The organism is Micromonospora phaseoli (assembly GCF_900109115.1).
GTDB lineage: Bacteria > Actinomycetota > Actinomycetes > Mycobacteriales > Micromonosporaceae > Micromonospora > Micromonospora phaseoli.
On record NZ_FNYV01000009.1, the window covers coordinates 202883 to 227723 of the forward strand.

Genomic DNA, 24841 nt, shown 5'->3' on the forward strand with positions numbered 1-24841 from the left:
GCTGACTCGACCAGATTGGCCTGCGACGTCTCCTCGAACAAACCGGAGCAGCAGATGGGCCACGGCCACGCGCACCACCACGATCACGACTCGACCACCGGTACCGACGTACCCCCGGCGCTCGACCTGTCCATCCCGGACCGGGAACTGCCGCCGGCCGACCTCAGCCGGCGTGGTTTCCTCCGCAACGCCGGCCTGCTCGGGGCCGGCGCGGCCACCACCGTGCTGGCCGCCGGCGCACCCGCCTCGGCCGGCGGCCACGGCCACGGTCCCGGTGGCGACCACGGCAAGACCGGCGGGTTCCGCTGGCTCGCCGGCGACCACCACATCCACACCCAGTACAGCTCGGACGCCATGTACCGGGTCATCGACCAGGCCCGGCACGCTCGGGCCTACGGCCTGGACTGGATGGTCGTCACCGACCACGGCAGCGCGACCCATGCGAAGATCGGCGTGGAGAAGGTCAACCCGGACATCGTCGATGCCCGGGGCCGGCTCAAGGACCTGCTGATCTACCAGGGCCTGGAGTGGAACATCCCGGCGGCCGAGCACGCCACCGTCTTCGTCCACCCGGGACGCGACGAGGTCGCGGTGCTCAAGGAGTTCGAGAACTCCTTCGACGGCGGCGTCCGCAACGCCGGCGACTCCACCCCGGCCAACGAGGCGCTCGCCATCGCCGGCATCAAGTTCCTGGGCGAGGCGGTCCGCAAGCGCCGGGTCGAGGGCGCGCTCTTCCTGGCCAACCACCCGGCCCGCCGGGGCATCGACTCCCCGCACGAGATTCGGGCCTGGCGGGACGCCGACCCGAGCGTCGCCATCGGCATGGAGGGCGCGCCGGGCCACCAAGCCGCCGGCCTGCCTCGGGCGAGCGGCGGCCGGGCCCGCGGCTACTACGACAACAACCCCTCGGCGAACTCGTTCCCCGGCTACCCGTTGGAGAGCTACCGGACCTGGGGCGGGTACGACTGGATGACCTCCACCGTCGGTGGGCTCTGGGACAGCCTGCTCGCCGAGGGACGGGCCTGGTGGATCAGTGCCAACTCCGACTCGCACGTCAACTACCTGGACACCTCCCAGCGCGGGCCGGACAGCGACTTCAACCTCAACGGCAGGTACAACGACCCGGTTCACGGGCCGGTGATCACCGAGGCCGGCGACTACTGGCCCGGCCAGTACAGCCGTACCCACGTCGGGGCGAAGACCTTCAGCTACCGTGCCGTGATGGACGGCCTGCGGGCCGGCCGGGTCTGGGTGGACCACGGCGGTCTGATCAGGAGCCTCGACGTCCGGGCCCGCGTCGCCGGTGACCGGCGCGCCAACTCGGGTACGCCGCTCGGCGGCGTGCTGCGGGTCAAACGCGGTACGTCCGTCGAGGTGACCATCGACATCGACCTGGCCGACGTCCCCAACTGGTCGCAGTTCGTGCCGGTGCTCTCTCGCGTCGACGTGATCGCCGGCCGGGTGACCGGCCCGGTCGCCGACCAGGACGCTTTCACCGCGCCGAACACGAAGGTGGTCAAGTCCTTCGAGGTGACCAGGCGCACCGGACGAATCTCCGTCAGCCACTCCTTCGGTCGGGCCAACGAGCCGTTCTACCTGCGCATCCGTGGCACGGACGGCAAGCGCAGCCAGCCCGGCCTGATGGGTGCGGCGGTGGACCCGTTCGGCCCGGCGCTGGACGTCCCCGGCGCCGCCAACCCGTGGGAGGACCTCTGGTTCTACGCGAACCCGATCTGGGTTCTGCCGCAGTGATCCTCGGCATCAGTCTGGGTCACCGGACCCTCCGGGAGGCCGAGGACTGGCTGGACCGGCACGTCGGCCCACTCGCCGGGCCGAATCTGGTCACCTGCACCCACCTGGTTGCCGCGCCGTACCCGCACGTGGCCCTCAGCGTGGCGACGCCGGAGCCCGACCGGCTCGCGGGCCTGCCCAGTACACCGCCCGAACTGCACGACGCGGCGATCCAGGCGGCGAGCGAGCACACGGCCCGCCGGTCGGGCCGCGCGGTGCGCTTCCCGGGCGCGGAGCGGTTGGTGGGCACGCTCACCGTCGGCGACCTGCTCGCCACCAGCGCGATCGAACGGGTCGTGGTGCTGGGCGGGGCCTCGGCCGCGCCGGACACCCCGGTGCACACCCGGGACTTCGTCCGGCCGCAGTGGCAGGCCGGCGAGTTGGTGCTGGTGACCGTGCCACACCACTCGACAGGTCTGGCCCCCTTCGAGGTGCCGGATCCGACTCCCTGCTGCGCCGACCACTGAACCGGGTGTGGTCGCCCCGGTGCGGGCGACCACCCCGGCTGAACTGTCAGCTGCGCCGGAAGGCGTACCGGCGAGCCGAGCCCGCCTGCTGGCCGCGCCCCACACCGGGGGCACCGGTCACCGGCGGGCCGGCCTTCGGTGCCGCCGGTCGCACCGCCGGCAGGGCGACGGCCGGCGCGACGACGACCTGGTCGAGGTTTGCCGGCGTGAGGTCCGCGACCTGGGGCGCGGGACGGGCCGGACGGGACTTGCGGGAGCTGCGCTTGGCGGGCATCCGTGCCTCCTTGCTCTGCGGCGACCGGCCGGAGCCGGTTGATCCGCGGTGTCTGGTGACCGCCGCGACGGCGGCCGAACGGATGGGGACTGCTCCCCGGGACCGACCACGGAGGACACCACCGACGGTTACGGTGGATGGCGAGACGCGGACGCCCGGGAGCACACGGGTCGCGGCACGACGGCGGCGGACCCGGCTCGGAAGAGGGGCGTCAGTAGCGCATGACCGTAGGCTAGCCGCAGGCGGCGGTGACCGCACCCGAATTACTCCACGTGCGCAATGCGACCACCTGATGACCGGCGGTGGGGGTCGGCGCACGAACGCGCGGGACCGCGATACCGTCGCAGCACTACAGGTCGAAGGCGGAAGGTGGCGACGAGGATGGCGGATCGGGCTACGGCGCAGATCGGTGTGACCGGGCTGGCGGTGATGGGCCGGAACCTGGCCCGCAACCTGGCCCGCAACGGATTCACCGTGGCGGTGCACAACCGCTCGCCGGAGCGGACCCGGTCGCTGGTGGCCGAGCACGGCGACGAGGGCACCTTCGTCCCGACGGAGTCCCTCGCGGACTTCGTCGCCGCGCTGGAGCGCCCCCGAGCGGTGATCATCATGGTGAAGGCGGGCGGCCCCACCGACGCGGTGATCGACGAGTTGGTGCCCCTGCTCGAAGCGGGCGACATCATCATCGACTGCGGCAACGCACACTTCGCCGACACCCGCCGCCGTGAGGAGGCGCTGCGGGCACAGGGCCTGCACTTCGTCGGCACCGGCGTCTCCGGCGGCGAGGAGGGCGCGCTGTGGGGACCGAGCATCATGCCGGGCGGCTCGACCGAGTCGTACCGCAAGCTCGGTCCGATCTTCGAGAAGATCGCCGCGCACGTCGACGGGGTGCCCTGCTGCCAGCACGTCGGGCCGGACGGCGCCGGGCACTTCGTCAAGATGGTGCACAACGGCATCGAGTACGCCGACATGCAGCTCATCGCCGAGGCGTACGACCTGCTGCGGGCCGGGCTGGGCGCGACGCCGGCGGAGATCGCGCAGATCTTCCGGGAGTGGAACTCCGGCGAGCTGGAGTCCTTCCTGATCGAGATCACCGCCGACGTGCTGGCACACACCGACGCGGCCACCGGCGAGGCCTTCGTCGACGTGGTGCAGGACCAGGCCGAGCAGAAGGGCACCGGCCGGTGGACCGTCCAGATCGCCCTCGACCTGGGCATCCCGATCACCGGCATCGCCGAGGCGACCTTCGCCCGGTCGCTCTCCGGCCACGTCGGTCAGCGCGAGGCAGCGGTCCGGGCGTTCCCCGAGGCCGGGGAGAAGTGGCAGGTCAGTGACCGCGAGACCTTCATCGAGGACGTCCGGCGCGCCCTGCTGGCCTCGAAGATCGTCGCGTACGCCCAGGGCTTCGACCAGATTCGGGCCGGCAGTGCCGAGTACGACTGGAACATCGACCTGGGCGGCACCGCCACCATCTGGCGGGGCGGCTGCATCATCCGGGCCCGCTTCCTCGACCGGATCAAGCAGGCGTACGACGAGCAGCCGGAGCTGCCCACCCTGCTGGTGGCGACGTGGTTCGCCGACACCGTCCGCGACGGCGTGCCGAGCTGGCGGCGGGTGGTGGCCGACGCGGCCCGCGCCGGGGTGCCGGCGCCCGCGTTCGCCTCGTCGCTGGCCTACTTCGACGCGCTGCGCGCCCAGCGACTGCCGGCCGCGCTGATCCAGGGCCTGCGCGACAACTTCGGCGCGCACACCTACCGCCGCGTCGACCGGGACGGCTCCTACCACACCCTCTGGGCAACCCCCGACCGCGCCGAGGTCGAGGCCTGAGGCGACGACCTGACGTGCCCCGCCTTCAGCTTCGAAGGCGGGGCACGGTGCTGTGCAGGTCAAAAGGACCGTGCCCCGCCTTCGACCTCGAAGGCGGGGCACGGTGCTGTGCAGGTCAGAAGAAGCGGCTACGCCGGGCCTTCTGCGGGCGGATCAGGTCGGCTCCCCGGGTGAGCAGGTTGCTCGCTCGGGACGGGCCGCGGCGAGACTCCAACGATTGGCTGAGCCGGCGAGCGCCGGCGGCTGCCAACGGCACCGCCACGGCCATCACCGCCCACTGGCCAACGCGCTTGCGGATCATATGGGTTCACCTCCGTCAGTGGCTGCTGCGGAGGTGATACCCAGCCCGGCCCGATGCTATGCGTCAGGTGGTCGGCGCCACCGGATTGGGTAGCGCGCCACCGAACCGGCGGTCCCGCTGGGCGTACAGCTCGCAGGCGTACCAGAGGTGGCGGCGGTCGAAGTCGGGCCAGAGCGTGTCCAGGAAGACCAGCTCGGCGTACGCGCTCTGCCAGAGCAGGAAGTTCGACGTCCGCTGCTCGCCCGACGGCCGAAGGAACAGGTCCACCTCGGGCACCTCGGGGTGGTAGAGGTACCGCCCGATCGTCTTCTCGGTGATCTTCGCCGGGTCGAGCCGTCCGGCGGCCACGTCCCGGGCGATCGCCGCGGTGGCGTCGGCGATCTCCGCCTGGCCGCCGTAGTTGACGCAGAACTGCAGGGTCAGCGTCGAGTTCCCGCGGGACATCTCCTCGGCGGTCTGCAACTCGCTGATGACGCTCTTCCACAGCCGCCCGGCCCGACCGGACCACACCACCCGTACCCCGAGGTCGACCAGTTGGTCCCGGCGACGCCGGATGACATCGCGGTTGAAGCCCATCAGGAACCGCACCTCGTCCGGCGAGCGCCGCCAGTTCTCGGTGGAGAAGGCGTACGCCGACAGGTAGGGGATGCCCAGCTCGACAGCGCCCTCGATGGTGTCGAAGAGAGAAAACTCCCCCGCCTCGTGCCCCTTGGTGCGGGGCAGCCCGCGATCCTTGGCCCACCGGCCGTTGCCGTCCATCACCACGGCGACGTGCCGGGGCACCGCCCCCGACGGCAGCGCCGGCGGTCGGGCACCCGACGGGTGCGGTGTCGGCGGCACCGGCGCGCGCCGGCCGGCCCTGGTGGATCGAATCACTCGGTTCACTCCCTGCTCACGTCCTGCGAAGCCCGGTCGGGCGGCCCTGCATCGGCGGCCCGCGGCGGTGGCACCACAGCGGGCAGGTCGCCAGGTGGCTGGAGCGCGCCGGGTGCCGCCGGCCCGCCGCCCCGGTCGACCAGCGGCAGCGAGCGTAGCGCGCGCTCCAGGTGCCACTGCAGGTGCGCCGCGACCAGTCCACTGCATTCTCGACGTACCCCGGTCTCGGTGGCGTCGGCGACCCGCCAGTCGCCGACCGCCAGCGCCGACATCAGGTCGATGGTGGCCGGGGCCGGATGGGCGGCGCCGGGTGGGCGGCAGTCCGGGCAGACCGCGCCGCCGGCCGGTACCGAGAAGGCCCGGTGCCGGCCCGGGGTGCCACAGACCGCACAGGCGATCAGCGCCGGCGCCCAGCCGGCCAGCGCCATGCCACGCAGCAGGTACGCGTCGAGCACCAGCGTCGTGGCGTGGCTGCCCTCGGCGAGGGCCCGCAGCGCCCCCAGGGTGAGCTGGAACAGCCGCAGCGACGGCTCCCGCTCCACCGGGGTGAGGCGTTCGGCGGTCTCGGCGATCGCGCTGGCCGCGGTGTAGCGGGGATAGTCGCCGAGGAACCGCTTGCCGTAGAGGTCGATCCCCTCGACCTGACTGACGCTGTGCAGCGAACTGCCCAGCTCCCCCTTGGGGTCACCGGCGAGTTGCAGGTCGACGTGGCCGAACGGCTCCAGCCGGGCGCCGAACTTCGAGGTGGTCCGGCGTACCCCCCGGGCGACCGCGCGCAGTCGGCCGTGCCGCCGGGTGAGCAGGGTGATGATCCGGTCCGACTCGCCGAGCTTCTGCACACGCAGCACCACCGCGTCGTCGCGGTAGAGCTGTCGGCGGTACCCGGCCATCGCGCCATTCTCCCTCCAGGCCGGAAATCAGGTCCGACCCCGGGTCGGAATTCAGGGTCCGCTCGGGGTCGTCGTGCCGGCGAACCCGGATGCGCACCCGCCCGCACCGGTCGTAGCGTCTCAGCATGGCTCTAGACCGGACCACCACCGCACGCCGGACCAGCACCGCACACCGGACCAGCACCGCACGCCGGACCGGCATCGCGGTCGCCGCGACCGCCGCTCTCATCGTCCTCGTCGGGTGTGACAACCTCTCGTTCCGCCGGTTGGACTTCGACACCACCGAGTCCGCGCGGATCACCGCGATCCGGGTCCTGCCCGGCGCCGGAGATGTGCTGGTCCGGGCCGACGGCAGCGTGGACGGGGTACGCATCAAGCGGGTGGTGCGCTACCAGGGCGCCGAGCCGGGTACGACGTACGAGATCAAGGACACCGAACTGGTGCTGGACACCTCGTGCGGCCAGCGGTGCAGCGTCTCCTTCGAGGTGACCGCCGGCGAGGGGGTCAGCCTGCGGGGCGAGACCGGCTCCGGAAACGTCGACCTGAGCCGTGTCAGCACGGTGGACCTCAAGGTCGGTTCCGGCGACGTGCGGGTGGCCGAGGCCACCGGGCCGGTCCGGGTGGAGACCGGCTCGGGCAACATCGAGGTGTACGACGTCTCCTCGCCCGTGGTGCTACGGGCGTCCTCCGGAGATGTGACGGGCACCCGGCTCGGTGGCGAGGTCGACGCGGAGGCCAAGTCCGGCAACGTCACCGTCGAACTGGACCGACCGGCCTCCGCGCGGGTGCACGCGTCGAGCGGCAATGTCGAGCTGACCGTGCCGACGGGTGCGTACCAGGTCCGGTCCAAGGCCGGTTCCGGCGACGTCGAACTCGACGTGGCGCACGACCCGTCCGCCGCGCTCGTCCTCGACGTACGCACCGGCAGCGGCAACATCACCGTCACCTCGCGCTGATCGGGTCGCGCTGACCCGGTACCTCCTCCTCGCGGCGCTGCGGTCCCTCGGCGCTCGGCGGGCCGGCGGAACGGTCGGCGTCCACCGTCCGGCCGCTGGTGCGGCGCCCACCGGGAATCAACTCCGGCGGACGCCCCGCCGCCACGTCCTCGACCCAGCCGACCAGCGCGGTCACCAGGCCCACCAGCAGGAATACCAGGGCCACCCGGATGGCCAGTCCCAGCGGATCCTGATGCGACCAGCCGACCACGTCCACCAGCGGGGTGAGCAGCACCACGAACGCCATGTGCCACAGATAGACCGTCAGCGCCCGCCGGTTGAACACCGTGACGATCCGGCCGAACAGCGCGTTGCGGTCCACCCACTGCGCGCTCGCCGGGGCCCGACCAAGCGCCACCAGGATGAACGCGGCCGACCAGAGGGCGTTGCCGAGCGGGTTGTCGTTCAGGTCGTAGCCGCGCGGACCGGGATTCGCCAGGATCCAGGCCCCGCCGAGCGCGGCCAGGACGAGCACGGTCGGCACCAGGACCCGGTTGGTCATGCGACGTAGCATCCCGCTCTGGTGGGCGAAGCCGAGTAGCCAGGCACCGAAGTAGAGGCCGAACTCCCGCAGCACGACCGGCGCGTTCGGATAGATGCCCATCTCGATCGCCAGCAGCAGGCAGTACGGGGCGAGCAGGGTCGGCACCGGGAAGCGCCGGAACAGCCAGATCGCGATCGGGGAGGCGAGCACGAACCAGAGGTAGTCACGCAGGTACCAGATCGGGCTCAGCGCCAGCGCACCCCAGTAGTTCGCCGGCGGGTCGGCCACCGGGAAGAGCCAGAGCAGCACCCCAGGGGTCAGCGGCAACCCGGTGAGCAGCATCGCCGGCACGAAGATCGCGGCCACCACCCAGAGCGACGGCAGCAGCCGCCGCAGCCGCCGGCCGACCGCCGGTGGCCCGGATCGGAGCAGGGACGTCGCCATCAGCGACCCGGCGAGGGCGAACATCACCGACATCGCCGGGAAGAGCAACGTCAGTGAGGCCCAGCCGGTGACGTGGTAGACGACGACCCGCACGATGGCCAGGAGACGCAGCAGGTCCAGGTATCTGTTTCGCATCAGCCTGCATCTGGGTCCGGGGGCATTGAGGCGTGCTGCCTCTACCCTCCGGGGTGCGCCACCGAAACGACCAGATACCTACCGCGATAGTGGAACTTCCCATATGCCTGACCGGTACCGATCAGGCATTCTGGGTGCTGATCGGCCGATCAGACAGCAGTGGTCCGATTCGACCCATCCCTGTCGGGCGGGTTCAGAAGCCGAGCTTGCGCAACTGCTTCGGGTCCCGCTGCCAGTCCTGGGCGACCCGCACGTGCAGATCGAGGTAGACCCTGGTGCCCAGCAGCTCCTCGATCTGCCGCCGCGCCGCGGTGCCGACCGCCTTGAGGCGACTGCCCCGGTGCCCGATCACGATCCCCTTCTGACTGGACCGTTCCACGTACACGTCGGCGTAGATCTTGATGAGCTGCCCCTCGGGGATCATCTCCTCCACCACCACGGCGATGGAGTGCGGCAGCTCGTCCCGGACACCCTCCAGCGCGGCCTCCCGGATCAACTCCGCGACCAGCACCTGCTCCGGATCGTCGGTGAGCATATCGTCCGGATACAACTGGGGAGACTCGGGGAGATACCGCGTCATCACCTCGACCAGGGTGTCCACCTGGTGCCCGGAGACGGCGCTGACCGGAACCACCTCCGCGAACTCGCCCAGCTCGCTGACCGCCACCAGTTGCTCGGCCAGCCGCTTCCGGTCGACCAGGTCGGTCTTCGTGACCACCGCCAGCACGGTCGCCTTAAGCTCGGCCAACTCCCCGGTGATGAACCGGTCGCCGCGGCCGATCGCCTCGTCGGCAGGGATGCAGAGGCCGATCACGTCGACCTCACTCCAGGTCTGCCGGACCAGGTCGTTGAGCCGCTCGCCGAGCAGCGTACGGGGACGGTGCAGACCTGGCGTGTCGACCAGCACCAGCTGCGAGTCCGGCCGGTGCAGCACCGCCCGGATGATGTGCCGGGTGGTCTGCGGCTTGTTCGAGGTGATGGCGATCTTCTGCCCGACGATCGCGTTCGTCAAGGTGGACTTGCCGGCGTTGGGCCGGCCGACGAAACAGGCAAACCCGGCCCGGTACGGTCCCCCGTCGCGCTCGCTACGCTCACTCATGCCGTCACTCCGCTGCGCTCGCTCATGCCGTCACCGAGCCGAGCACCGTGCCGTCCGGCGCGGCGACGTGCACCGGCGCGTCCGCGGCCAGGTCACGCACCGCGGCATAGCCGGCACCGTCCAGCGTGGATGCCTCGGTCACCACCACGGCGGCCTCCAACCGGGTCGCGCCGGCGGCAGCCGCCGAGGCCACGGCCAGCTGGAGCGCGGTGATCGTCAGCGAGGGCAGCGACACGCTGGCCGCCGCGTAGGTGCGTCCGTCCTGGTCCCGGACCGCGGCACCCTCCACGGCCCCCACCCGACCCCGGGCACCCCGGGCGAGGATGACCAACTTGCCGTCCTCGGCGCTCAATTCGGAGCCGGTGGACCGGACGGCCGGTGCGGCGGGCGACTCAGGCATCGGCGGGTTGCCTCTCCTCGGATCGGTCGGTATCAGAACGGGAGGCGGCCGGCGGACCGCCGGGGCCTTCCCGCGCGTCGGTCGGTTCCACCCGGCGTACCAGCACGGTGTCGATCCGGTTGCGGCGGCCGGTGGTGCCCTCGGCGACCAGCCGCAGCCCGGCCACCTCGACCTGCGCACCCGGGATCGGCACCCGCCCGAGGGACTGCGCGAGCAGGCCGCCCACGGTCTCCACCTCGTCGTGCGGCAGCTCGGTGTCGAACAGCTCGCCGAGATCCTCGACCGGCAGCCGGGCGGTGACCCGGACCGCGCCGTCGGGCAACTGCTCGATCGGCGGGCGCTCGACGTCGTACTCGTCGGTGATCTCCCCGACGATCTCCTCGAGGATGTCCTCGATGGTGACCAGCCCGCCGGTGCCGCCATACTCGTCGACCACGATGACCAGATGGTTGCGGGCGGCCTGCATCTCGGACAGCAGGTCGTCGACGGGCTTGGACTCCGGCACGAAGGTGGCCGGTCGCATCAACTCGGCCACCGGGAGCTGGTGGTCCTCCGCCGCGCCGCCCTGGGTACGCCGGACCAGGTCCTTGAGGTAGAGCACGCCGAGCACGTCGTCGACGCTCTCGCCGATCACCGGGATCCGGGAGAACCCGGAGCGCAGGAAGAGGGCGAGCGCCTGGGTCAGGTTCTTGCCCGACTCGATCCACACCATCTCGGTACGCGGCACCATCACCTCGCGGGCGATGGTGTCGCCGAGGGCGAAGACCGATTGGATCATCTGCCGTTCCCCGTGCTCCACCACGCCCCGCTGCTCGGCGAGGTCGACCAGCTCACGCAGCTCGACCTGGGTGGCGAACGGCCCCTCCCGGAAACCACGGCCCGGGGTGACCGCGTTGCCGATCAGGATCAGCAGCGACGCGAGCGGGTTGAGCACCCGGCCCAACCAGCGGACCAGCGGCGCGGCGGCCCGCCCCACGGCGTACGCGTGCTGCCGGCCGAGGGTACGTGGACCGACGCCGACCACGACGAAGCTGACCACGGTCATCGCCCCGGCGGTGACCAGTGCCGCCCGCCAACCCGCCCCGAAGGTGTCCACCGCGACCAGCGCCACCAGGGTGGTGGCGGTGAGCTCGGCGAGCAGTCGGAGCAGCAGCAGCAGGTTGAGGTGACGCACCACGTCACCGGCGACCGTCTGGAGGGTACGCGCACCGCGTGCGCCGTCGCGGGCCAGTTCGGCCGCCCGGGCCGGGGAGACCGCTGCCAGGGCGGCCTCGGTCATCGCGATCAGGCCGGCGAGGACCACCAGCCCGGCGGCGAAGACGAGTAGTTGCAGATCGGGAAGGCCGGTGGCGGACACGGCCAGTGGAGTGTCCATCACCGGGAGCGGGTCGACCGCCAGCTGGCCAGCAGCCGGGCCTGTAGCCCGAACATCTCCCGCTCCTCCTCCGGCTCCGCGTGGTCGTAGCCGAGCAGATGCAGGACGCCGTGCACGGTGAGCAGGTGCAGCTCGTCGGCGGAGCTGTGCCCGGCGGCCGCGGCCTGCTTCGCCGCCACCTCCGGGCAGAGCACGATGTCGCCGAGCAGTGCCGGCTCGCCGCCGGCGGCGGCGTTCTCACCGGGCCCGTGGTCGACGCTGCCCTCGTCCATGGGGAACGCGAGCACGTCGGTCGGGCCGTCGCCGCCCATCCAGCGGTGGTTTAGCTCGGTCATGTAGTCGACGTCGACCAGCAGCACGGAGAGCTCGGCGAGGGGGTTTACCCCCATCTCGTCGAGCGCGTGCCGGGCGACGGCGAGCACGGCGTCGGTGTCGACGTCGACACCGGACTCGTTGGCGATCTCGATGGACAACTGTCTTCCCTCGGTTAGCGGCGCCGGGTGGCGCGGTTGCCCTGGGCGCTGCGCCCGGCCACCGCGTGCACGCCCTGCCCCTGCTGGCTCTCCCACTCGGCATCCCACCGGGCGTACGCGTCGACGATCTCCCCGACCAGCCGGTGACGCACCACGTCGGCGCTGGACAACTGCGCGAAGTGCACGTCCTGGACGCCCTTCAGAATCTCCTGTACGACACGCAGGCCGCTGGTCGTCCCACCGGGCAGGTCGACCTGGGTGACGTCGCCGGTGACCACGATCTTGGAGCCGAACCCGAGCCGGGTGAGGAACATCTTCATCTGCTCCGGCGTGGTGTTCTGCGCCTCGTCGAGGATGATGAACGCGTCATTGAGCGTCCGGCCTCTCATGTAGGCCAGGGGGGCGACCTCGATCGTGCCCGCCGCCATCAGCTTCGGGATCGTCTCCGGGTCGAGCATGTCGTGCAGCGCGTCGTAGAGCGGGCGCAGGTACGGGTCGATCTTCTCGTTGAGCGTGCCGGGCAGGAAGCCCAACCGCTCCCCCGCCTCCACCGCCGGCCGGGTGAGGATGATCCGGTTGATCTGCTTGGCCTGCAGCGCCTGGACCGCCTTGGCCATGGCCAGGTAGGTCTTGCCGGTGCCGGCCGGGCCGATGCCGAAGACGATGGTGTGCGCGTCGATCGCGTCGACGTAGCGCTTCTGCCCGAGCGTCTTGGGACGGATGGTGCGCCCGCGCCGGGAGAGGATGTTGAGCGTCAGGACCTCGGCGGGCCGCTCGGTGCCGCCCTGCTCAAGCATGCCGACGGTACGCCGGACGGCGTCTGTGGTCAGGGTCTCGCCTTTCTCGATGAGTTCGAGCAGCTCGCTGAAGAGCCGCTCGGCGAGTGCATTGTCGGCGGGGGCACCGGTGATGGTGATCTCGTTGCCTCGCACGTGCACGTCACTGTTCACCGAGCGCTCGACCAGTCGCAGGATCTCGTCACCCGCGCCGAGCAGGTTGACCATGATCTTCGAGTCGGGGACCGTGATCCTGGTCTGTACCCGGGGCGGGCCGGGAGGTGGGGTGCCGGTCATAGGTCGGGCCGAGGGGCCCTGCGCCACCTGCTCTCGATCTCGGTGCCGGGCCTGGTGCCGCGGCGGGCGGACGTTACCTGCCATCGTATCGGGTCAACGGCGCGGGCACGCTGCCCATTTCCGCCGGTACGGCGGCCTCGCACCACGGGACAAAACCGGCGGGCACGGCAGGAGGTGCCGGCAGGTCAGGCACGGAAGTCGTAGCGGTCGAAGGACTCCTGGTGCCGGGTGAACCGATAGGTCGCCCAGTGCATCCGGACCACCACGCCGTCGGAGTCCCGGGTCAGCCGGAGAAGTTCACCGACCTCCCGCCCGGAGACGGTGCGGTACACGTCCGGCCGATCCGCCACCGGCGCGAAGACCGCCGGCGGTCTGCCCGCCGGGTCACCGGCGCCACGCGCGCGCAGGGTCCCGTCGTGCCAGGAGAAGACGTACTCGAAGCCCTCGCCCCACCACCGGCCGAGCAACCCGCGTACGTTCTCCGGTGCCGGTTCGCCGGGCAGCCAGGGGTCGATGTCGGCCGGGTCGTGCTCGACCGCCGCCGCGAGCAGCCGGTGCGGCAGCTCCAGCAGCTGCGCCGCGGTCCCCGAGGAGCCCAACACGGCCGCGCCCAGCGCGGCGGGGGTGCCCTCGCCGCCCCGCCGTCCGTACACCCCGGCGAGGAAACCGGGCATCGCGCCGTCGTGCCCGACGTGCACCACCCGCTCCCCCTGCGGTACCAGGATCAGGCCGAGCCCGAAGCCGCCGCTCCACACGGACTCGTCGGTGACCGTCACCGGCCAGCGCATCTCCTCCAGCGTGGTCGGTGCGAGCACCCGGCCCGTCGCGTCCAGCGCCGCCGGGTCGGCGAGGAAGGCGGCCCAGCGGGCCATGTCGGGCGCCGTGCTCCACAGCTGCGCGGCGGGACCGACCGCGCCGAAGTCGGTGGGCGGCTCCGGGTGCGCCTCGTCGGAGTAGGCGTCGACCAGGAACCCGGTCGCGGCCCGTGGGCCCGGGGTGACCGTGGTGGCCATCAGCCCGAGCGGGGTCAGCACCTTCTCGGTCAGCACCTGCGCCCACGTGCCGCCGCGTACCTGCTCCACCAGCCGGCCGAGCAGCGCCATGCCCAGATTCGAGTAGTGGTAGCGGCGGCCAGACGGCAGCACCCGCTCGGCCCGGGCCAGCTCGGCGATCAACTGCTCGGCATCCGGCGCGCGCAGCGTGTCCCAGACGTCACCGTACGGCTCCCGTTGCAGGCCGGCGGTGTGCGACAGCAGCCGGCGGACGGTCAGCTCGCCGTGCGCCGGCAGGTCGAGGTGCCGGTCCAACGGGTCGTCGAGGTCGAGCAGCCCGTCGTCCCGGCACTGCATGGTCAGCACGGCGGTAAACGTCTTGGTCACCGAACCGATCCGGAACCGGGTCTGCTCGTCCAGCGCCGTGTCGTTGCCGGTTCCGCCGACCGTGCAGGTCCACAGTGGCCGGTCGGCCCGGAACACCGCCGCCGCGAGGGCCGGCACCCGGGCCTGCACCTGCATCTGCCGGGTCATCCGCGCCAGCTGACCGGCAGCCGCACTGGTCCCGGCGGCCTCAGTCGTGCCGGCAGCAGCCGCAGTGGTCCCGGCAGCCGCGGTACGGCCGGCGGCTGCGGTCACGCGATGCTCCGCGCCAGCATCGGTCCGAGCGGTGCGCCACCCAGCACGTGCGCGTGCGCGTGGAACACCTCCTGCCCGCCGTACGCCCCGGTGTTGAACATCAGCCGGAATCCGTCGCCGAGCAGGCCCTCGTCCTCGGCCACCGCGGCGGCCGTGGCCAGCACCTCGCCGGCCAGCGCCGGATCGCCCTGGGCCAGGGTGGCCACGTCGGCGTAGTGCTCCTTCGGGATGACCAGCACGTGCACCGGCGCCTTCGGGTCGATGTCACGGAAGGCGAGCGTGGCGGGGGTCTCGCGGACCACGGTGGCCGGAATCTCCCCGGCGACGATGCGGCAGAACAGGCAGTCACTTCCCATCCGAGCAGTGTAAGGAAGGGCCCCTTCTTAACGTCTCCGGTATAGGAAGGGTCCCTTCTTAGCAGCGGCGCCGGGTGCGGCAGGATGGCGCGCATGACGGGACGGGCGGTACTGGTGACCGGCGGTTCGCGCGGTATCGGGCGGGCGGTGGTCCGGGCCTTCGCGGCCGGCGGCGACCGGCTGGCCATCCACCACCGCGACTCGACCGAGCTGGCCGAACAGCTCCGGGCGGAGCTGCCGGGCGAGGGCCACGTGGTGGTCCGCGCAGACCTGGCCGACCCCGACGCCGTACGGACGATGGTGGACTGGGCCGCGGACCGGCTCGGCGGACTCGACGTGCTGGTCAACAACGCCGGTGTGTTCGGGCCGGCCGACCCGCCGCACCCGGTCTTCGGCAGCAGCTACGAGCAGTGGCGCCAGCGCTGGCGCGAGGTCCTGGACACGAACCTGTTCGGGGCGGCCAACGCCGCCTGGTGCGCCGCCCAGCACATGCGGGCGCGAGGTGGCCGGATCGTCAACGTCTCGTCGCGGGGCGCGTTCCGCGGGGAGCCCGCCAATCCGGCGTACGGCGCCAGCAAGGCCGGTCTCAACGCGATGGCCCAGTCGTTGGCGGTGGCGCTGGCGCCGTACGGCATCGCGGTGGCCACCGTCGCGCCCGGCTTCGTGGCGACGGACATGACCAACGAGCACCTCAAGTCACCGCGCGGCGCGGCGATCCGGGCGCAGAGCCCGTTCGACCGGGTGGCCCGGCCCGAGGAGATCGCGGCGGCCGTGCACTGGCTCGCCAGCACCGAGGCGGAGTGGGCCTCCGGCACCATCATCGACCTGAACGGCGCGTCCTACCTGCGCACCTGACGACCGCCGGACTTCGGGTCACGGTGGGTACGTCACCAGCGCAGCAGGCGGGTGGCCAGGAGTGCCAGGGCCGCGACACCGGCGGTGGAGGTACGCAGCACCGAGGGGCCGAGGCGTACCGGTCGGGCGCCGGCGCCCTCGAAGGCCGACAGCTCGGCGGCGGTGATGCCGCCCTCGGGGCCGACCACCAGCACGATCTCACCGCGTTCGGGCAGCTCGACGGTGGTCAGCCGATCCGTCGCCTCCTCGTGCAGGACGTACCCGGCGGCGGCACCGGCGATCCGGCGGGCCACCGACGTGGTCGCCTCGTCCGGCGCGCCCGCCACCACCGGCAGCCACGGCCGACGGGCCTGCTTCGCCGCCTCGCGGGCGGTCGCCACCCACTTGCCGCGGGCCCGTACGCCCCGGTCGCCGCGCCACTGCACGACCGAGCGGCTCGCCGCCCAGGGGACGATCTCGTCCACGCCCACCTCGGTCATCGCCTGCACCGCCAGCTCACCCCGGTCGCCCTTGGCGATGCCCTGCACCACCACCAGCCGGGGGTTCGCCGCGTCGACGTACCCCCGGGCGACCACGTCGAGGTCGAGAGTGCCCCGGCCGACGGCGGTGACCACGGCGGTGGCGGTGCCACCGCGCCCGTCGGCGAGCAGCAGCTCCTCGCCGACCCGCAGCCGTTGCACGGTGGCGGCGTGGTGGCCCTCCGGGCCGTCGAGCACCATCGAGCCGGCGGTGGTCAGCGAGTCGACCAGGAACAGCGGGGCGGACACCTCAGCCGTGGCCGTTGAAGGCGTCGCGCATCCGGGAGAAGAAGCCGCCCTGCTTGGTCAGCTCGGCGACCTCCTCGCCCCGGGTCTTGGCGAAATCGCGAAGCATGCGCTCCTGGTCGGCGTCGAGCTTGGTGGGGGTCCGCACGTCCAGGTGAACGTAGAGGTCCCCCCGGCCGGTGCCGCGCAGGTGCGGTACGCCACGGGCCCGCAGTCGCAGGGTGCTGCCCGGCTGGGTGCCCGGCTTGACGTCGACCGGCTCCTCGCTGTCGAGCGCCTTGATGGTCAACCGGGTGCCGAGCGCGGCGGCGGTCATCGGGACGGTGACCCGGCAGTGCAGGTCGTCACCCTTGCGGGAGAAGACGTCGTGCGGCCGCTCGTGGATCTCCACGTAGAGGTCTCCGGCGGTGCCGCCACCCGGGCCGACCTCCCCCTGCTGGGCGAGGCGGATCCGCATGCCGTCCTCCACCCCGGCGGGGATCTTGACGGTCAGCGAGCGTCGGGTGCGGACCCGGCCGTCTCCGGCACACGTCGGACAGGGGTGCGGAATGGTGGTGCCGTAACCCTGGCAGACCGTGCACGGCCGGGCGGAGACCACCTGGCCGAGAAAGGTGCGCTGCACCGACTGCACCTCGCCCCGGCCACCGCACGCCTCGCAGGTGGCCAGGTGGGTGCCGGCGGCGGTGCCGGCGCCGGAGCAGGTGGTGCAGAGCACGGCGGTGTCGACCGTGATCGGCGCCTCGACGCCGAAGGCGGTCTCCTGCAGGTCCAGTTCCAGCCGCAGGATCGCGTCGGCGCCCGGCCGGGTACGCGGTCGCGGGCCTCGTCCGGCACCGGTGGCACCGCCGAAGAACGCGTCCATGATGTCCTGGAAGCCGACGAACGGGCCGGCTCCGCCCGGCCCACCCGGACCACCGGCGCCACCGCCGCCCGGCGCGAGCGGGTCGCCGCCGAGGTCGACGATCTGCCGTTTCCGATCGTCCGAGAGGACCTCGTACGCGGCGTTGATGTCCTTGAACTTCTCCTGTGCCTCCGGGTCCGGATTCACGTCCGGGTGATACTGCCGCGCCAGCTTGCGGTAGGCGCGCTTGATCTCGTCGTCGGAGGCACCCTTGCTCACGCCGAGAATGCCGTAGTAGTCCCTGGCCACTGCGTTCCGTGTCCTCGTGTTCGTCTCGCGTTACGCCGGTCGGCGGCGACAGCCGGCCGTCGGCCCTGACTGGTCAGTTCTGGGCCAGCAGCTCGCCCACGTAGCGTGCCACGGCCCTCACCGTGGCGATGGTTCCGGGGTAGTCCATCCGGGTCGGCCCCAACACGCCCATCCCCCCGACGATGGTCGCGCCCGGGCCGTATCCGGTGCTGACCACGGATGCCGCCCGCAGGTTGTCGATCTCGTTCTCATCGCCGATCCGCACCCGCAGCGTGCTCGCCTCGACCTCGCCGATGAGCTTGAGCAGGACGACTTCCTCCTCGAGCGCTTCGAGCACGGGACGTAGCGAACCCTGGAAGTCGAGCAGGCCACCTCGGGTGAGGTTGGCGGTGCCGGCCAGCGCCAGCCGCTCCTCGTGCCGCTCGACCAGGGTCTCCAGCAGCACGGTGGACAGGGTCGTCATGGCCGGACGCAGGTGCGGCGGAGACTCGTCGATGAGTGCCTGCACCAGCGGTGGGGTGTCCGACAGGCGCACGCCGACCAGCTTCTCGTTAGCCAGCCGGCGCAGGTCGATGACGGCGTCGGCGAGCAGCGGCGCCGGCAGCTCGACCAGCCGCTGCTCGACCCGACCGGTATCGGCGATCATCACCAGCGTGAGCCGGGTGGTGGAGATCGGGACCAGCTCCAGGTGACGCACCCGGGAGCGGGCCAGGCTCGGGTACTGCACCACGGCGACCTGCCGGGTCAGCTGCGCCAGCAGCCGCACGGTGCGGTGCACCACGTCGTCGAGGTCGACGGCACCGGCCAGGAAGCGCTCGATCGCCCGGCGTTCGGCGGGGCTGAGCGGCTTGACCCGGCTCAGCCGGTCGACGAACAGCCGGTAGCCACGGTCGGTGGGCACCCGTCCGGCACTGGTGTGCGGCTGGCGGATGTAACCCTCCTCCTCCAGCACGGCCATGTCGTTGCGGACGGTGGCCGGCGAGACGCCGAGCTGGTGCCGCTCGACCAGCGCCCTGCTGCCGACCGGCTCCTGGGTGGCGACGTAATCCTCGACGATCGCGCGGAGCACGGCGAGTTTGCGGTCGTCGAGACCCATCCTGCCCACCTCCTGTCGCAGCTCGACCTCGGCGCCACGGCCGCCGGAGAAACACTCTGGCACTCGACTGTAGCGAGTGCCAGTCTACGTCGGGGGACCCGTCGACGCGATGATCAAGACGCCTCCTTCTGCGCCCGAACCGATCGGCGGGTTGACACTCGCCGGTGTCGCTATGGTGCACCGTTGCCGGTGGCACCTACCGTGACCTCCATGACTGAACCACCTCGCCCCCCAGACTCCGGCGACGAACCCACGACCCCACTGTCCGGGTCGTCAGGCCAGCCCGGCTATCCCCCGCCCGGCGGCTATCCCCCGCCCGGCGGTTATCCGCCCCCCGGTGACCAGCCGCCCGCGGCCGGCTATCCGCCGCCCGGTGGCTATCCGCCACCCGGTGGTTACCCTCCGCCCGGCGGCGCGCCCGGTGTCGGCTACCCGACCGGCGGCTACGGCGCTCCCGGCGGCGGCTACGCCAGCAACGAGGACAAGACCTGGGCGCTGATCGCCCACTTCGGCGGTCCGCTCGGCGTGGTCGTCGGTGGCGGCCTCCTCGGCTGGGTGGCGCCGCTGATCGCGATGATGACTCGCGGGCAGCAGTCCCCCGTCGTCCGGGCACACTCGGTGGCCGCGCTGAACTTCCAGCTCACCTGGGCCATCGCCGGAGTGCTGAGCTGGGTGCTCGCCACGATCACCTGCGGGGTCCTGTTCTTCCTCCCGATCCTCGCCGGGATCGTGCCGGTGATCTTCGGAATCATCGGTGGGGTCAAGGCCAACGAGGGCGCGCTCTACCGCTACCCGATGACCTACGCATTCGTGAAGCGCTGACGAGCCAGCAGCCTCCTGACGCGCTGACGCGCTGAGGGTCAGGGCAGCAGGTCCCGCACCACGGCGTCGGCGAGCAGCCGGCCGCGCAGAGTGAGCACGGCGCGGCCGGCGGCGTGGGCGGGTGCGGCGAGCAGACCCTGCGCCACCGCCCGCGTCGCGGCCGCCCGACCGGCGTCGTCCAGGACATCCAGCGGCAGCCCGGCGGCCAGCCGCAGCCGCAGCATGACGTCCTCCATGTGCGCCTCGTCGCCGGTCAGCACCTCCCGGGCCAGCCCGGGTGACCGGCCAGCGGCGAGGCGTTGCGCGTACGCGGTGGGGTGCTTGACGTTCCACCAGCGCACGCCGCCGATGTGGCTGTGCGCTCCCGGCCCCAGGCCCCACCAGTCGCCGCCGGTCCAGTAGAGCAGGTTGTGCCGACACCGGGCGGCCGGCGTACGGGCCCAGTTGGAGACCTCGTACCAGGAGAAACCGGCCGCGTCGAGGGCGGCCTCGGCAGCCAGGTAGCGGTCCGCCGCCACGTCGTCGTCCGGATACGGCAGCTCACCGCGGTGCATCCGGCCGGCCAGTCGGGTGCCGTCCTCCACGATCAGGGCGTACGCGCTGACATGGTCCACCCCCGCCGCCACGACCTGCTCCAGCGAGGCGGCGAAGTCCTCGGCCCGCTCCCCCGGCGTCCCGTAGATCAGGTCGAGGTTGACGTGGTCGAATCCGGCTTCCCGGGCCTCCAGCGCAGCGGCGGTGGCCCGGCCGGCGTTGTGCCGGCGGTCCAGGATGGCGAGCACCCTCGGCGCGGCCGACTGCATGCCCAGCGAGATCCGGGTGTACCCGGCCGCACGCAGCTCCTTCAACGACGCGGGCGTCACCGACTCCGGGTTGGCCTCGGTAGTCACCTCCGCGTCACCGGCCAACCCCCAGGTCCGGTCGACGGCGTCGAGGATCCGGGCCAGGTCGTCGGCGGGCAGCAGGGTGGGGGTGCCGCCGCCGACGAAGACGGTCTGCACCCGCGGCGGCGGGTTGTCGCCCAGTACCCGCGCGGCGAGCGCCAGCTCGGCCAGCACCGTGTCTGCGTAGCCGTCCCGGCTCGCGCCGCCGCCCAGTTCGTCGGCGGTGTAGGTGTTGAAGTCGCAGTAGCCGCAGCGGCTGGCACAGAAGGGCACGTGCACGTACACCCCGAAACCGCGGGCGCCGACGGTGGTGCGGGCGGACGCGGGCAGCGACCCGTCGGCCGGAACGGGTTCGCCTGCTGGAAGGAGGCCGGGCATGGCCACTAGTGTGCCCTCACATGACCTCTCCCGACGCGCTCGTGCGGGTCGCCACGGCCCCCGGGGTGACCACCCTCACCCTGGACAGCCCGCACAACCGCAACGCGCTCTCCACGCCGCTGATGACCGAACTGCTCGCCGGGTTGGCCACCGCGGTCGCCGATGACACGGTCCGGGTGATCGTGCTCGACCACACCGGTCCGGTCTTCTGTTCCGGGGCGGACCTGAAGGAGACCGCGGCGGCGTACGCCAGCGGGACGGTGCCGGCCGGGATGCTGGGTGACGTGCTCGCGGCGGTCTGGGAGTGCCCGAAGCCGGTGCTGGCCAAGGTCGGCGGCCCCGCCCGGGCCGGCGGACTGGGGCTGATCGCGGCGGCCGATCTGGCGGTCTGCGCCGCCGAGGCCACGTTCGCCTTCACCGAGGTGCGGATCGGGGTGATCCCGGCGGTGATCTCCGCGACCGTGCTGCCCCGGCTGCACCCCCGCGCGGCGGCCGAGCTGTACCTGACCGGCGACTCCTTCGACGGGCGGCGGGCGGCCGAGATCGGCCTGGTGACCGCCGCGGTGCCGGCCGAGGAGCTGGATGCCGCCGTGGCGCGGTACTGCGATTCGCTGGTGCGCGGCGCTCCGACGGCACTGGCCGGCGCGAAGCAGTTGCTGCGCCGCCGGGCCGCCACCGACCTGAGGGCCGAGCTGGCGGAGCTGGCCGCCCTCTCCACCGGTTACTTCCTGTCCACTGACGGGATCGAGGGAGTCACCGCGTTCCGGGAGAAGCGGCCGCCGCGCTGGGTCGCCGAACTCGGCAGGTGAGGGTCGGCCCGGGCGGGGAACTTCCGCTGCCAGGGGTGCCGCGCGGCGGGCGGAACCGGTCGGACGACCCGTTCGGGCCAACGAGGGACGTACGCTTGGCGGACCGTCGTACGGGAGGTGTGGGTGCGGACTCGGGCAGTCGTCGCCGGTTTGGTGGTTCTCGTGGTGATCGCCGCGCTCGGGATCGTTCTCGGGATGCGGCAGGTCGGCGAGCGGATCCGGCTGCCGTTGACCGGCCGGAGCTGCACGGTGCAGGCCGACGGGAAGGTCACCCTGGATTCGCACCAGATGGCCAACGCGGCGACGATCGCGGCCATCGGCATTCAGCACGAACTGCCCGACCGGGCCGTGGTGGTGGCGCTGGCCACCGCCTACCAGGAGTCCGGGCTGCGTAACCTGGCCGGCGGCGACCGCGACTCGGTGGGGCTGTTCCAGCAGCGGCCGAGCCAGGGCTGGGGTACCCCGGCCAAGATCCGCGATCCGCGATACGCGGCCGACAAGTTCTACGCCGCGCTCAAGAAGGTGCGCGGCTGGGAGGACATGCGGGTCACCGACGCCGCGCAGAAGGTGCAGCGTTCGGCCTTTCCGGAGGCGTACGAGAAGTGGGCCGACGAGTCGGAGGTGCTCACCCGCGCCCTGCTCGGCCACGCCACCGGCGCGGTGGCCTGCACCTTCGGCGGCGATCCGGCGATGCGCGGCGAGGCCGCCGCCGTGGCGCTGACCCGGGGGCTCAACCTCGACTGGGGGCTGACCTCGGCGGCCACCACGGCGGGGCTGACCGGTCTCACGGTGGCCGCGGTGGATCAGCGGGCGGGCTGGCGCTACGCGCACTGGCTGGTCTCACACGCCAACGACCACGGGGTCAAGCGGGTGCGCTTCGGCGACCTGGAGTGGACCAACCGGGCCGGCTCCTGGAGCCAGGTCGGCGACGGGTCAGCGCAGCCCGCCGAGGTCGTGGCCGAGGTCTTCGCGGACGCGTAACGGACCCCGATCTCCTTACCCGCAGTCACCGCAAAATCCGGCAAAAGCTCCGCAATGTCACCGCCTCACTGCGCCGCGCAACGCCACGTAGTCGCGCCACCGCCTTCCGTCGCGGCGTCTGTGAGATCGCGACCGGGCACCCCCAACCACGCACGCGGAGGGGTTACGATCGGCCGTCTGCGCCAGAAATGGTTTCACCTCTTGGGGAGGGGCACGACGTGGCATTCGACTACGGCGACCGGACCGGATATGAACCGATCAGTGACGTCGACCGCAAGGAGTTTCATGAGCAGGGTTTTCTCCTGCTGCGTAACGTCCTGACCGAGGACCACCGGGCCGCGCTCGAAGCCGCGGTCGACCGGGTGTACGAGGAGGAGAAGGCCAAGGGCAACACCACCAAGGACGGCACCCTGCACCTGCTGGGCTTCCTTGAGCGGGACGAGCTCTTCGGCGAACTGCTCACCCACCCGATCGCATTCCCCTACATGTGGGGTCTGGCCGGGTGGAACATCTACACCCACCACAACCACCTCGACGTCACCCCGCCGGCGCTGGAGCCGGAGAAGCCGTACTGGGGCTGGCACCAGGACGGGTACCGGCAGAATTCCGACCCGGAGACGATGGACCCGAACCTGCCGCGGCCGATGTTCTCGCTGAAGGTCGCCTACGTCCTCTCCGACCTGTCGGAGAACGGCCGGGGCGCGACCAAGGTCATCCCGGGCAGTCACCTGCGGAACTCGCTGGCCCGGCCGACGGACCTCAGCGTGCACAACCCGGACCCGGAGGGCACGGTGGAGATCACCGCCAACCCGGGTGACGCCTTCATCTTCGACCGCCGCCAGTGGCACTCCCGGTCGACCAACCTGTCGAACATCACCCGCAAGATGCTCTTCGTCGGCTACACCTACCGGTGGATCCGGCCCCTCGACGAGCTGCACCCCGACAAGGACGGCGAGTGGTACCGCAACCGCACGCCGGTACAGCGCCAGCTTCTCGGTGAGGGCACCCACACCGCGAACTACTGGGGCATCAACTGGGACGGCTACATCGACGACGAGATCCCGCTGCGCAAGGAGCTCAAGGAGCGCGGTCTGCTCGACCGCAACATCCCCTGGCTCCGCTGAACAACCCGGCACCACCGCCGGCGCGGAACCGCCGGCACGTACGCACACGAAAGGCGCCCGACCTCGACGGTCGGGCGCCTTTCGAGACTCAGCTGTTACCGGGTGACACCCCGGCGACCGCGGCCCACACCGACGACCAGCGCGACCGCGACGGCGGCCAGCAGCACCTGGAGCATCAGCTCCCGCCAGTCGATGCCGGCGGTCTCCGCGAAACCGGACGCACGGGCGATGACCGTACCGAGCAGCGCGGCGCCGACACCGATGAGCATGTGCAGCCAGATCGGCATGTTCTGCCGGCCCGGCACCACCAGACGGCCCAGCGCACCGATGATCAGACCGACGATCAGCGCGGTGATGATGCCCCAAACGGTGAGCTCCATGGTCGCTCTCCTTCACAAAAGACGTTCCACATTCTGTGGAGTTCCTGTCGTGACCGCCTAATGCCCGACCCGCGAAGATCCCAAACCGGCTTTTCCGGCTGACACGCCGCGGTGGATCAGAGAGATCGCGGCGGGCATCAGACATCCCAGAACGGGTTGGCCGCCGGGTACCGACGAGTCTTCTCCGGGGCTGCCCGAGACGCCGACGGGCGCCCGGCCATGATGGCCGGGCGCCCGTGAGGCGGAGGTGTTTCTACCGGTGGGTGACGCCTCGACGGCGGCTACCCACGCCGGCGACCAGCGCCACCGCGATCGCGGCCAGCGCGACCTGCACGGCGAGTTCGGCCCAGTCGATGCCGGCGGTCACCGTGGCGATGCCCATCGCGCGGGCCAGGACGGTGCCGAGCAGCGCGGCGCCGACACCGATGAGCATGTGCAGCCAGATCGGCATGTCCTGCCGGCCCGGCACCACGAGGCGACCCAGCGCACCGATGATCAGACCGACGAACAGCGCGGTGATGATGCCCCAGACGGTGAGCTCCATAGTGGCTGTCTCCTTAACAGAAGATGTCCTTCGGCGGGTTCCTGTCGTGCCGATCCATTTCCCTCGGCCCCGAATTCCCAAACCGACCAGAGCGCCGATCAGCCACACATCCACCCACCGCCGGTCATGTCGTCCGTCGATGGCACATCGGTTCACCCCGCGC

At 71.7% G+C, this 24841-nt stretch carries 27 protein-coding genes; 9 read left to right on the top strand and 18 right to left on the bottom strand.

The features are described from left to right. The first annotated feature begins 54 nt into the window (after positions 1 to 54). Both BMY89_RS22330 and BMY89_RS22335 read left to right on the top strand, forming a co-directional pair. Entirely contained in the window at positions 55 to 1752 is a 1698-nt protein-coding gene (locus BMY89_RS22330; RefSeq protein ID WP_092381984.1) for a PHP domain-containing protein, read from the top strand. Continuing rightward, positions 1749 to 2258, top strand: a complete 510-nt coding sequence (locus BMY89_RS22335) for a hypothetical protein (protein WP_232521489.1) — start codon at positions 1749 to 1751, stop codon at positions 2256 to 2258. Before BMY89_RS22330 ends, BMY89_RS22335 begins: the two co-directional genes overlap by 4 nt. A 46-nt stretch (positions 2259 to 2304) precedes the next feature. Here the strand turns inward: BMY89_RS22335 and BMY89_RS22340 are convergent, their stop codons facing one another. Continuing rightward, on the bottom strand, positions 2305 to 2532 hold the full coding sequence (locus tag BMY89_RS22340) for a hypothetical protein (protein ID WP_092381985.1): 228 nt from the start codon (positions 2530 to 2532) through the stop codon (positions 2305 to 2307). A 381-nt stretch (positions 2533 to 2913) separates the two neighbouring features. On the opposite strand from BMY89_RS22340, the gene gndA reads away from it, so the two are divergent. Then, the gene (gndA, locus tag BMY89_RS22345; protein ID WP_092381986.1) at positions 2914 to 4359 is read left to right on the top strand and encodes an NADP-dependent phosphogluconate dehydrogenase; all 1446 of its coding nucleotides are present in this window, start codon (positions 2914 to 2916) and stop codon (positions 4357 to 4359) included. A gap of 115 nt (positions 4360 to 4474) precedes the next feature. On the opposite strand, the gene BMY89_RS22350 is transcribed toward gndA, so the two are convergent. The 3 genes from BMY89_RS22350 to recO all read right to left on the bottom strand — a co-directional run bounded on the left by BMY89_RS22350 (position 4475) and on the right by recO (position 6426). Next, entirely contained in the window at positions 4475 to 4660 is a 186-nt protein-coding gene (locus tag BMY89_RS22350) for a hypothetical protein (protein WP_092381987.1), read from the bottom strand. A gap of 63 nt (positions 4661 to 4723) precedes the next feature. Beyond that, the gene (locus BMY89_RS22355) at positions 4724 to 5500 is read right to left on the bottom strand and encodes an isoprenyl transferase (RefSeq protein WP_175510404.1); all 777 of its coding nucleotides are present in this window, start codon (positions 5498 to 5500) and stop codon (positions 4724 to 4726) included. Between the two features lie 41 nt (positions 5501 to 5541). After that, on the bottom strand, positions 5542 to 6426 hold the full coding sequence (recO, locus tag BMY89_RS22360; protein WP_092381988.1) for a DNA repair protein RecO: 885 nt from the start codon (positions 6424 to 6426) through the stop codon (positions 5542 to 5544). 125 nt (positions 6427 to 6551) lie between these two features. On the opposite strand from recO, the gene BMY89_RS22365 reads away from it, so the two are divergent. After that, positions 6552 to 7382, top strand: coding sequence for a DUF4097 family beta strand repeat-containing protein (locus tag BMY89_RS22365; RefSeq protein WP_092381989.1), 831 nt, complete (start codon positions 6552 to 6554; stop codon positions 7380 to 7382). On the opposite strand, the gene BMY89_RS22370 is transcribed toward BMY89_RS22365, so the two are convergent. The 8 genes from BMY89_RS22370 to BMY89_RS22405 all read right to left on the bottom strand — a co-directional run bounded on the left by BMY89_RS22370 (position 7369) and on the right by BMY89_RS22405 (position 14891). Further along, positions 7369 to 8484 carry an acyltransferase family protein gene (locus tag BMY89_RS22370; RefSeq protein WP_092381990.1) on the bottom strand — a complete coding sequence of 372 codons (1116 nt, stop codon included), beginning with the start codon at positions 8482 to 8484 and terminating at the stop codon, positions 7369 to 7371. The two genes, BMY89_RS22365 and BMY89_RS22370, sit on opposite strands and share 14 nt — an antisense overlap. Positions 8485 to 8677: 193 nt before the next feature. Next, on the bottom strand, positions 8678 to 9583 hold the full coding sequence (gene era, locus BMY89_RS22375; protein ID WP_092381991.1) for a GTPase Era: 906 nt from the start codon (positions 9581 to 9583) through the stop codon (positions 8678 to 8680). A 22-nt stretch (positions 9584 to 9605) separates the two neighbouring features. Beyond that, entirely contained in the window at positions 9606 to 9983 is a 378-nt protein-coding gene (locus BMY89_RS22380) for a cytidine deaminase (protein ID WP_092381992.1), read from the bottom strand. After that, a complete protein-coding gene (locus BMY89_RS22385) occupies positions 9976 to 11382 on the bottom strand; it encodes a hemolysin family protein (RefSeq protein ID WP_175510405.1) in 1407 nt (468 codons plus the stop codon). The genes BMY89_RS22380 and BMY89_RS22385 overlap by 8 nt, the downstream gene beginning before the upstream one ends. After that, positions 11358 to 11831 carry an rRNA maturation RNase YbeY gene (gene ybeY, locus BMY89_RS22390; RefSeq protein WP_092381994.1) on the bottom strand — a complete coding sequence of 158 codons (474 nt, stop codon included), beginning with the start codon at positions 11829 to 11831 and terminating at the stop codon, positions 11358 to 11360. The genes BMY89_RS22385 and ybeY overlap by 25 nt, the downstream gene beginning before the upstream one ends. Before the next feature lie 14 nt (positions 11832 to 11845). Then, positions 11846 to 12904, bottom strand: coding sequence for a PhoH family protein (locus BMY89_RS22395; RefSeq protein ID WP_092381995.1), 1059 nt, complete (start codon positions 12902 to 12904; stop codon positions 11846 to 11848). Between the two features lie 185 nt (positions 12905 to 13089). After that, entirely contained in the window at positions 13090 to 14430 is a 1341-nt protein-coding gene (locus BMY89_RS22400) for a serine hydrolase domain-containing protein (protein WP_092382069.1), read from the bottom strand. Between the two features lie 101 nt (positions 14431 to 14531). Beyond that, complete coding sequence (locus BMY89_RS22405) at positions 14532 to 14891, bottom strand: histidine triad nucleotide-binding protein (protein WP_092381996.1); 360 nt, start codon at positions 14889 to 14891, stop codon at positions 14532 to 14534. 93 nt (positions 14892 to 14984) lie between these two features. Between BMY89_RS22405 and BMY89_RS22410 the strand changes: the two genes are divergently transcribed. Continuing rightward, on the top strand, positions 14985 to 15746 hold the full coding sequence (locus BMY89_RS22410; RefSeq protein WP_092381997.1) for an SDR family NAD(P)-dependent oxidoreductase: 762 nt from the start codon (positions 14985 to 14987) through the stop codon (positions 15744 to 15746). Between the two features lie 32 nt (positions 15747 to 15778). Here BMY89_RS22410 and BMY89_RS22415 read toward each other — a convergent pair whose 3' ends face one another. The 3 genes from BMY89_RS22415 to hrcA form a co-directional block, all read right to left on the bottom strand. Continuing rightward, positions 15779 to 16513: a 16S rRNA (uracil(1498)-N(3))-methyltransferase gene (locus BMY89_RS22415; protein ID WP_092381998.1), complete on the bottom strand. Its 735-nt coding sequence runs from the start codon at positions 16511 to 16513 to the stop codon at positions 15779 to 15781. Position 16514: 1 nt separating this feature from the next. Then, on the bottom strand, positions 16515 to 17660 hold the full coding sequence (gene dnaJ / locus BMY89_RS22420) for a molecular chaperone DnaJ (protein ID WP_092381999.1): 1146 nt from the start codon (positions 17658 to 17660) through the stop codon (positions 16515 to 16517). Between the two features lie 73 nt (positions 17661 to 17733). Further along, positions 17734 to 18756: a heat-inducible transcriptional repressor HrcA gene (gene hrcA, locus BMY89_RS22425; RefSeq protein ID WP_092382070.1), complete on the bottom strand. Its 1023-nt coding sequence runs from the start codon at positions 18754 to 18756 to the stop codon at positions 17734 to 17736. A gap of 210 nt (positions 18757 to 18966) precedes the next feature. On the opposite strand from hrcA, the gene BMY89_RS22430 reads away from it, so the two are divergent. Continuing rightward, on the top strand, positions 18967 to 19578 hold the full coding sequence (locus BMY89_RS22430; RefSeq protein ID WP_092382000.1) for a DUF4870 domain-containing protein: 612 nt from the start codon (positions 18967 to 18969) through the stop codon (positions 19576 to 19578). Positions 19579 to 19616: 38 nt separating this feature from the next. On the opposite strand, the gene hemW is transcribed toward BMY89_RS22430, so the two are convergent. Next, on the bottom strand, positions 19617 to 20840 hold the full coding sequence (hemW, locus tag BMY89_RS22435) for a radical SAM family heme chaperone HemW (RefSeq protein ID WP_092382001.1): 1224 nt from the start codon (positions 20838 to 20840) through the stop codon (positions 19617 to 19619). Positions 20841 to 20860: 20 nt separating this feature from the next. Here hemW and BMY89_RS22440 point away from each other — a divergent pair, with 20 nt between their 5' ends. The 3 genes from BMY89_RS22440 to BMY89_RS22450 all read left to right on the top strand — a co-directional run bounded on the left by BMY89_RS22440 (position 20861) and on the right by BMY89_RS22450 (position 23754). After that, positions 20861 to 21649 (top strand): enoyl-CoA hydratase-related protein, encoded by a 789-nt coding sequence (locus tag BMY89_RS22440; RefSeq protein WP_092382002.1) that lies wholly within the window; start codon positions 20861 to 20863, stop codon positions 21647 to 21649. 117 nt (positions 21650 to 21766) lie between these two features. Continuing rightward, on the top strand, positions 21767 to 22630 hold the full coding sequence (locus tag BMY89_RS22445) for a hypothetical protein (RefSeq protein WP_092382003.1): 864 nt from the start codon (positions 21767 to 21769) through the stop codon (positions 22628 to 22630). A 218-nt stretch (positions 22631 to 22848) separates the two neighbouring features. Then, the gene (locus tag BMY89_RS22450; RefSeq protein ID WP_232521490.1) at positions 22849 to 23754 is read left to right on the top strand and encodes a phytanoyl-CoA dioxygenase family protein; all 906 of its coding nucleotides are present in this window, start codon (positions 22849 to 22851) and stop codon (positions 23752 to 23754) included. Between the two features lie 95 nt (positions 23755 to 23849). Here BMY89_RS22450 and BMY89_RS22455 read toward each other — a convergent pair whose 3' ends face one another. Together BMY89_RS22455 and BMY89_RS22460 are read right to left on the bottom strand one after the other, a co-directional pair. Beyond that, positions 23850 to 24134 carry a GlsB/YeaQ/YmgE family stress response membrane protein gene (locus BMY89_RS22455; RefSeq protein ID WP_092382005.1) on the bottom strand — a complete coding sequence of 95 codons (285 nt, stop codon included), beginning with the start codon at positions 24132 to 24134 and terminating at the stop codon, positions 23850 to 23852. A 253-nt stretch (positions 24135 to 24387) separates the two neighbouring features. Next, positions 24388 to 24678, bottom strand: coding sequence for a GlsB/YeaQ/YmgE family stress response membrane protein (locus tag BMY89_RS22460; RefSeq protein WP_092382006.1), 291 nt, complete (start codon positions 24676 to 24678; stop codon positions 24388 to 24390). Positions 24679 to 24841: the final 163 nt, after the last annotated feature.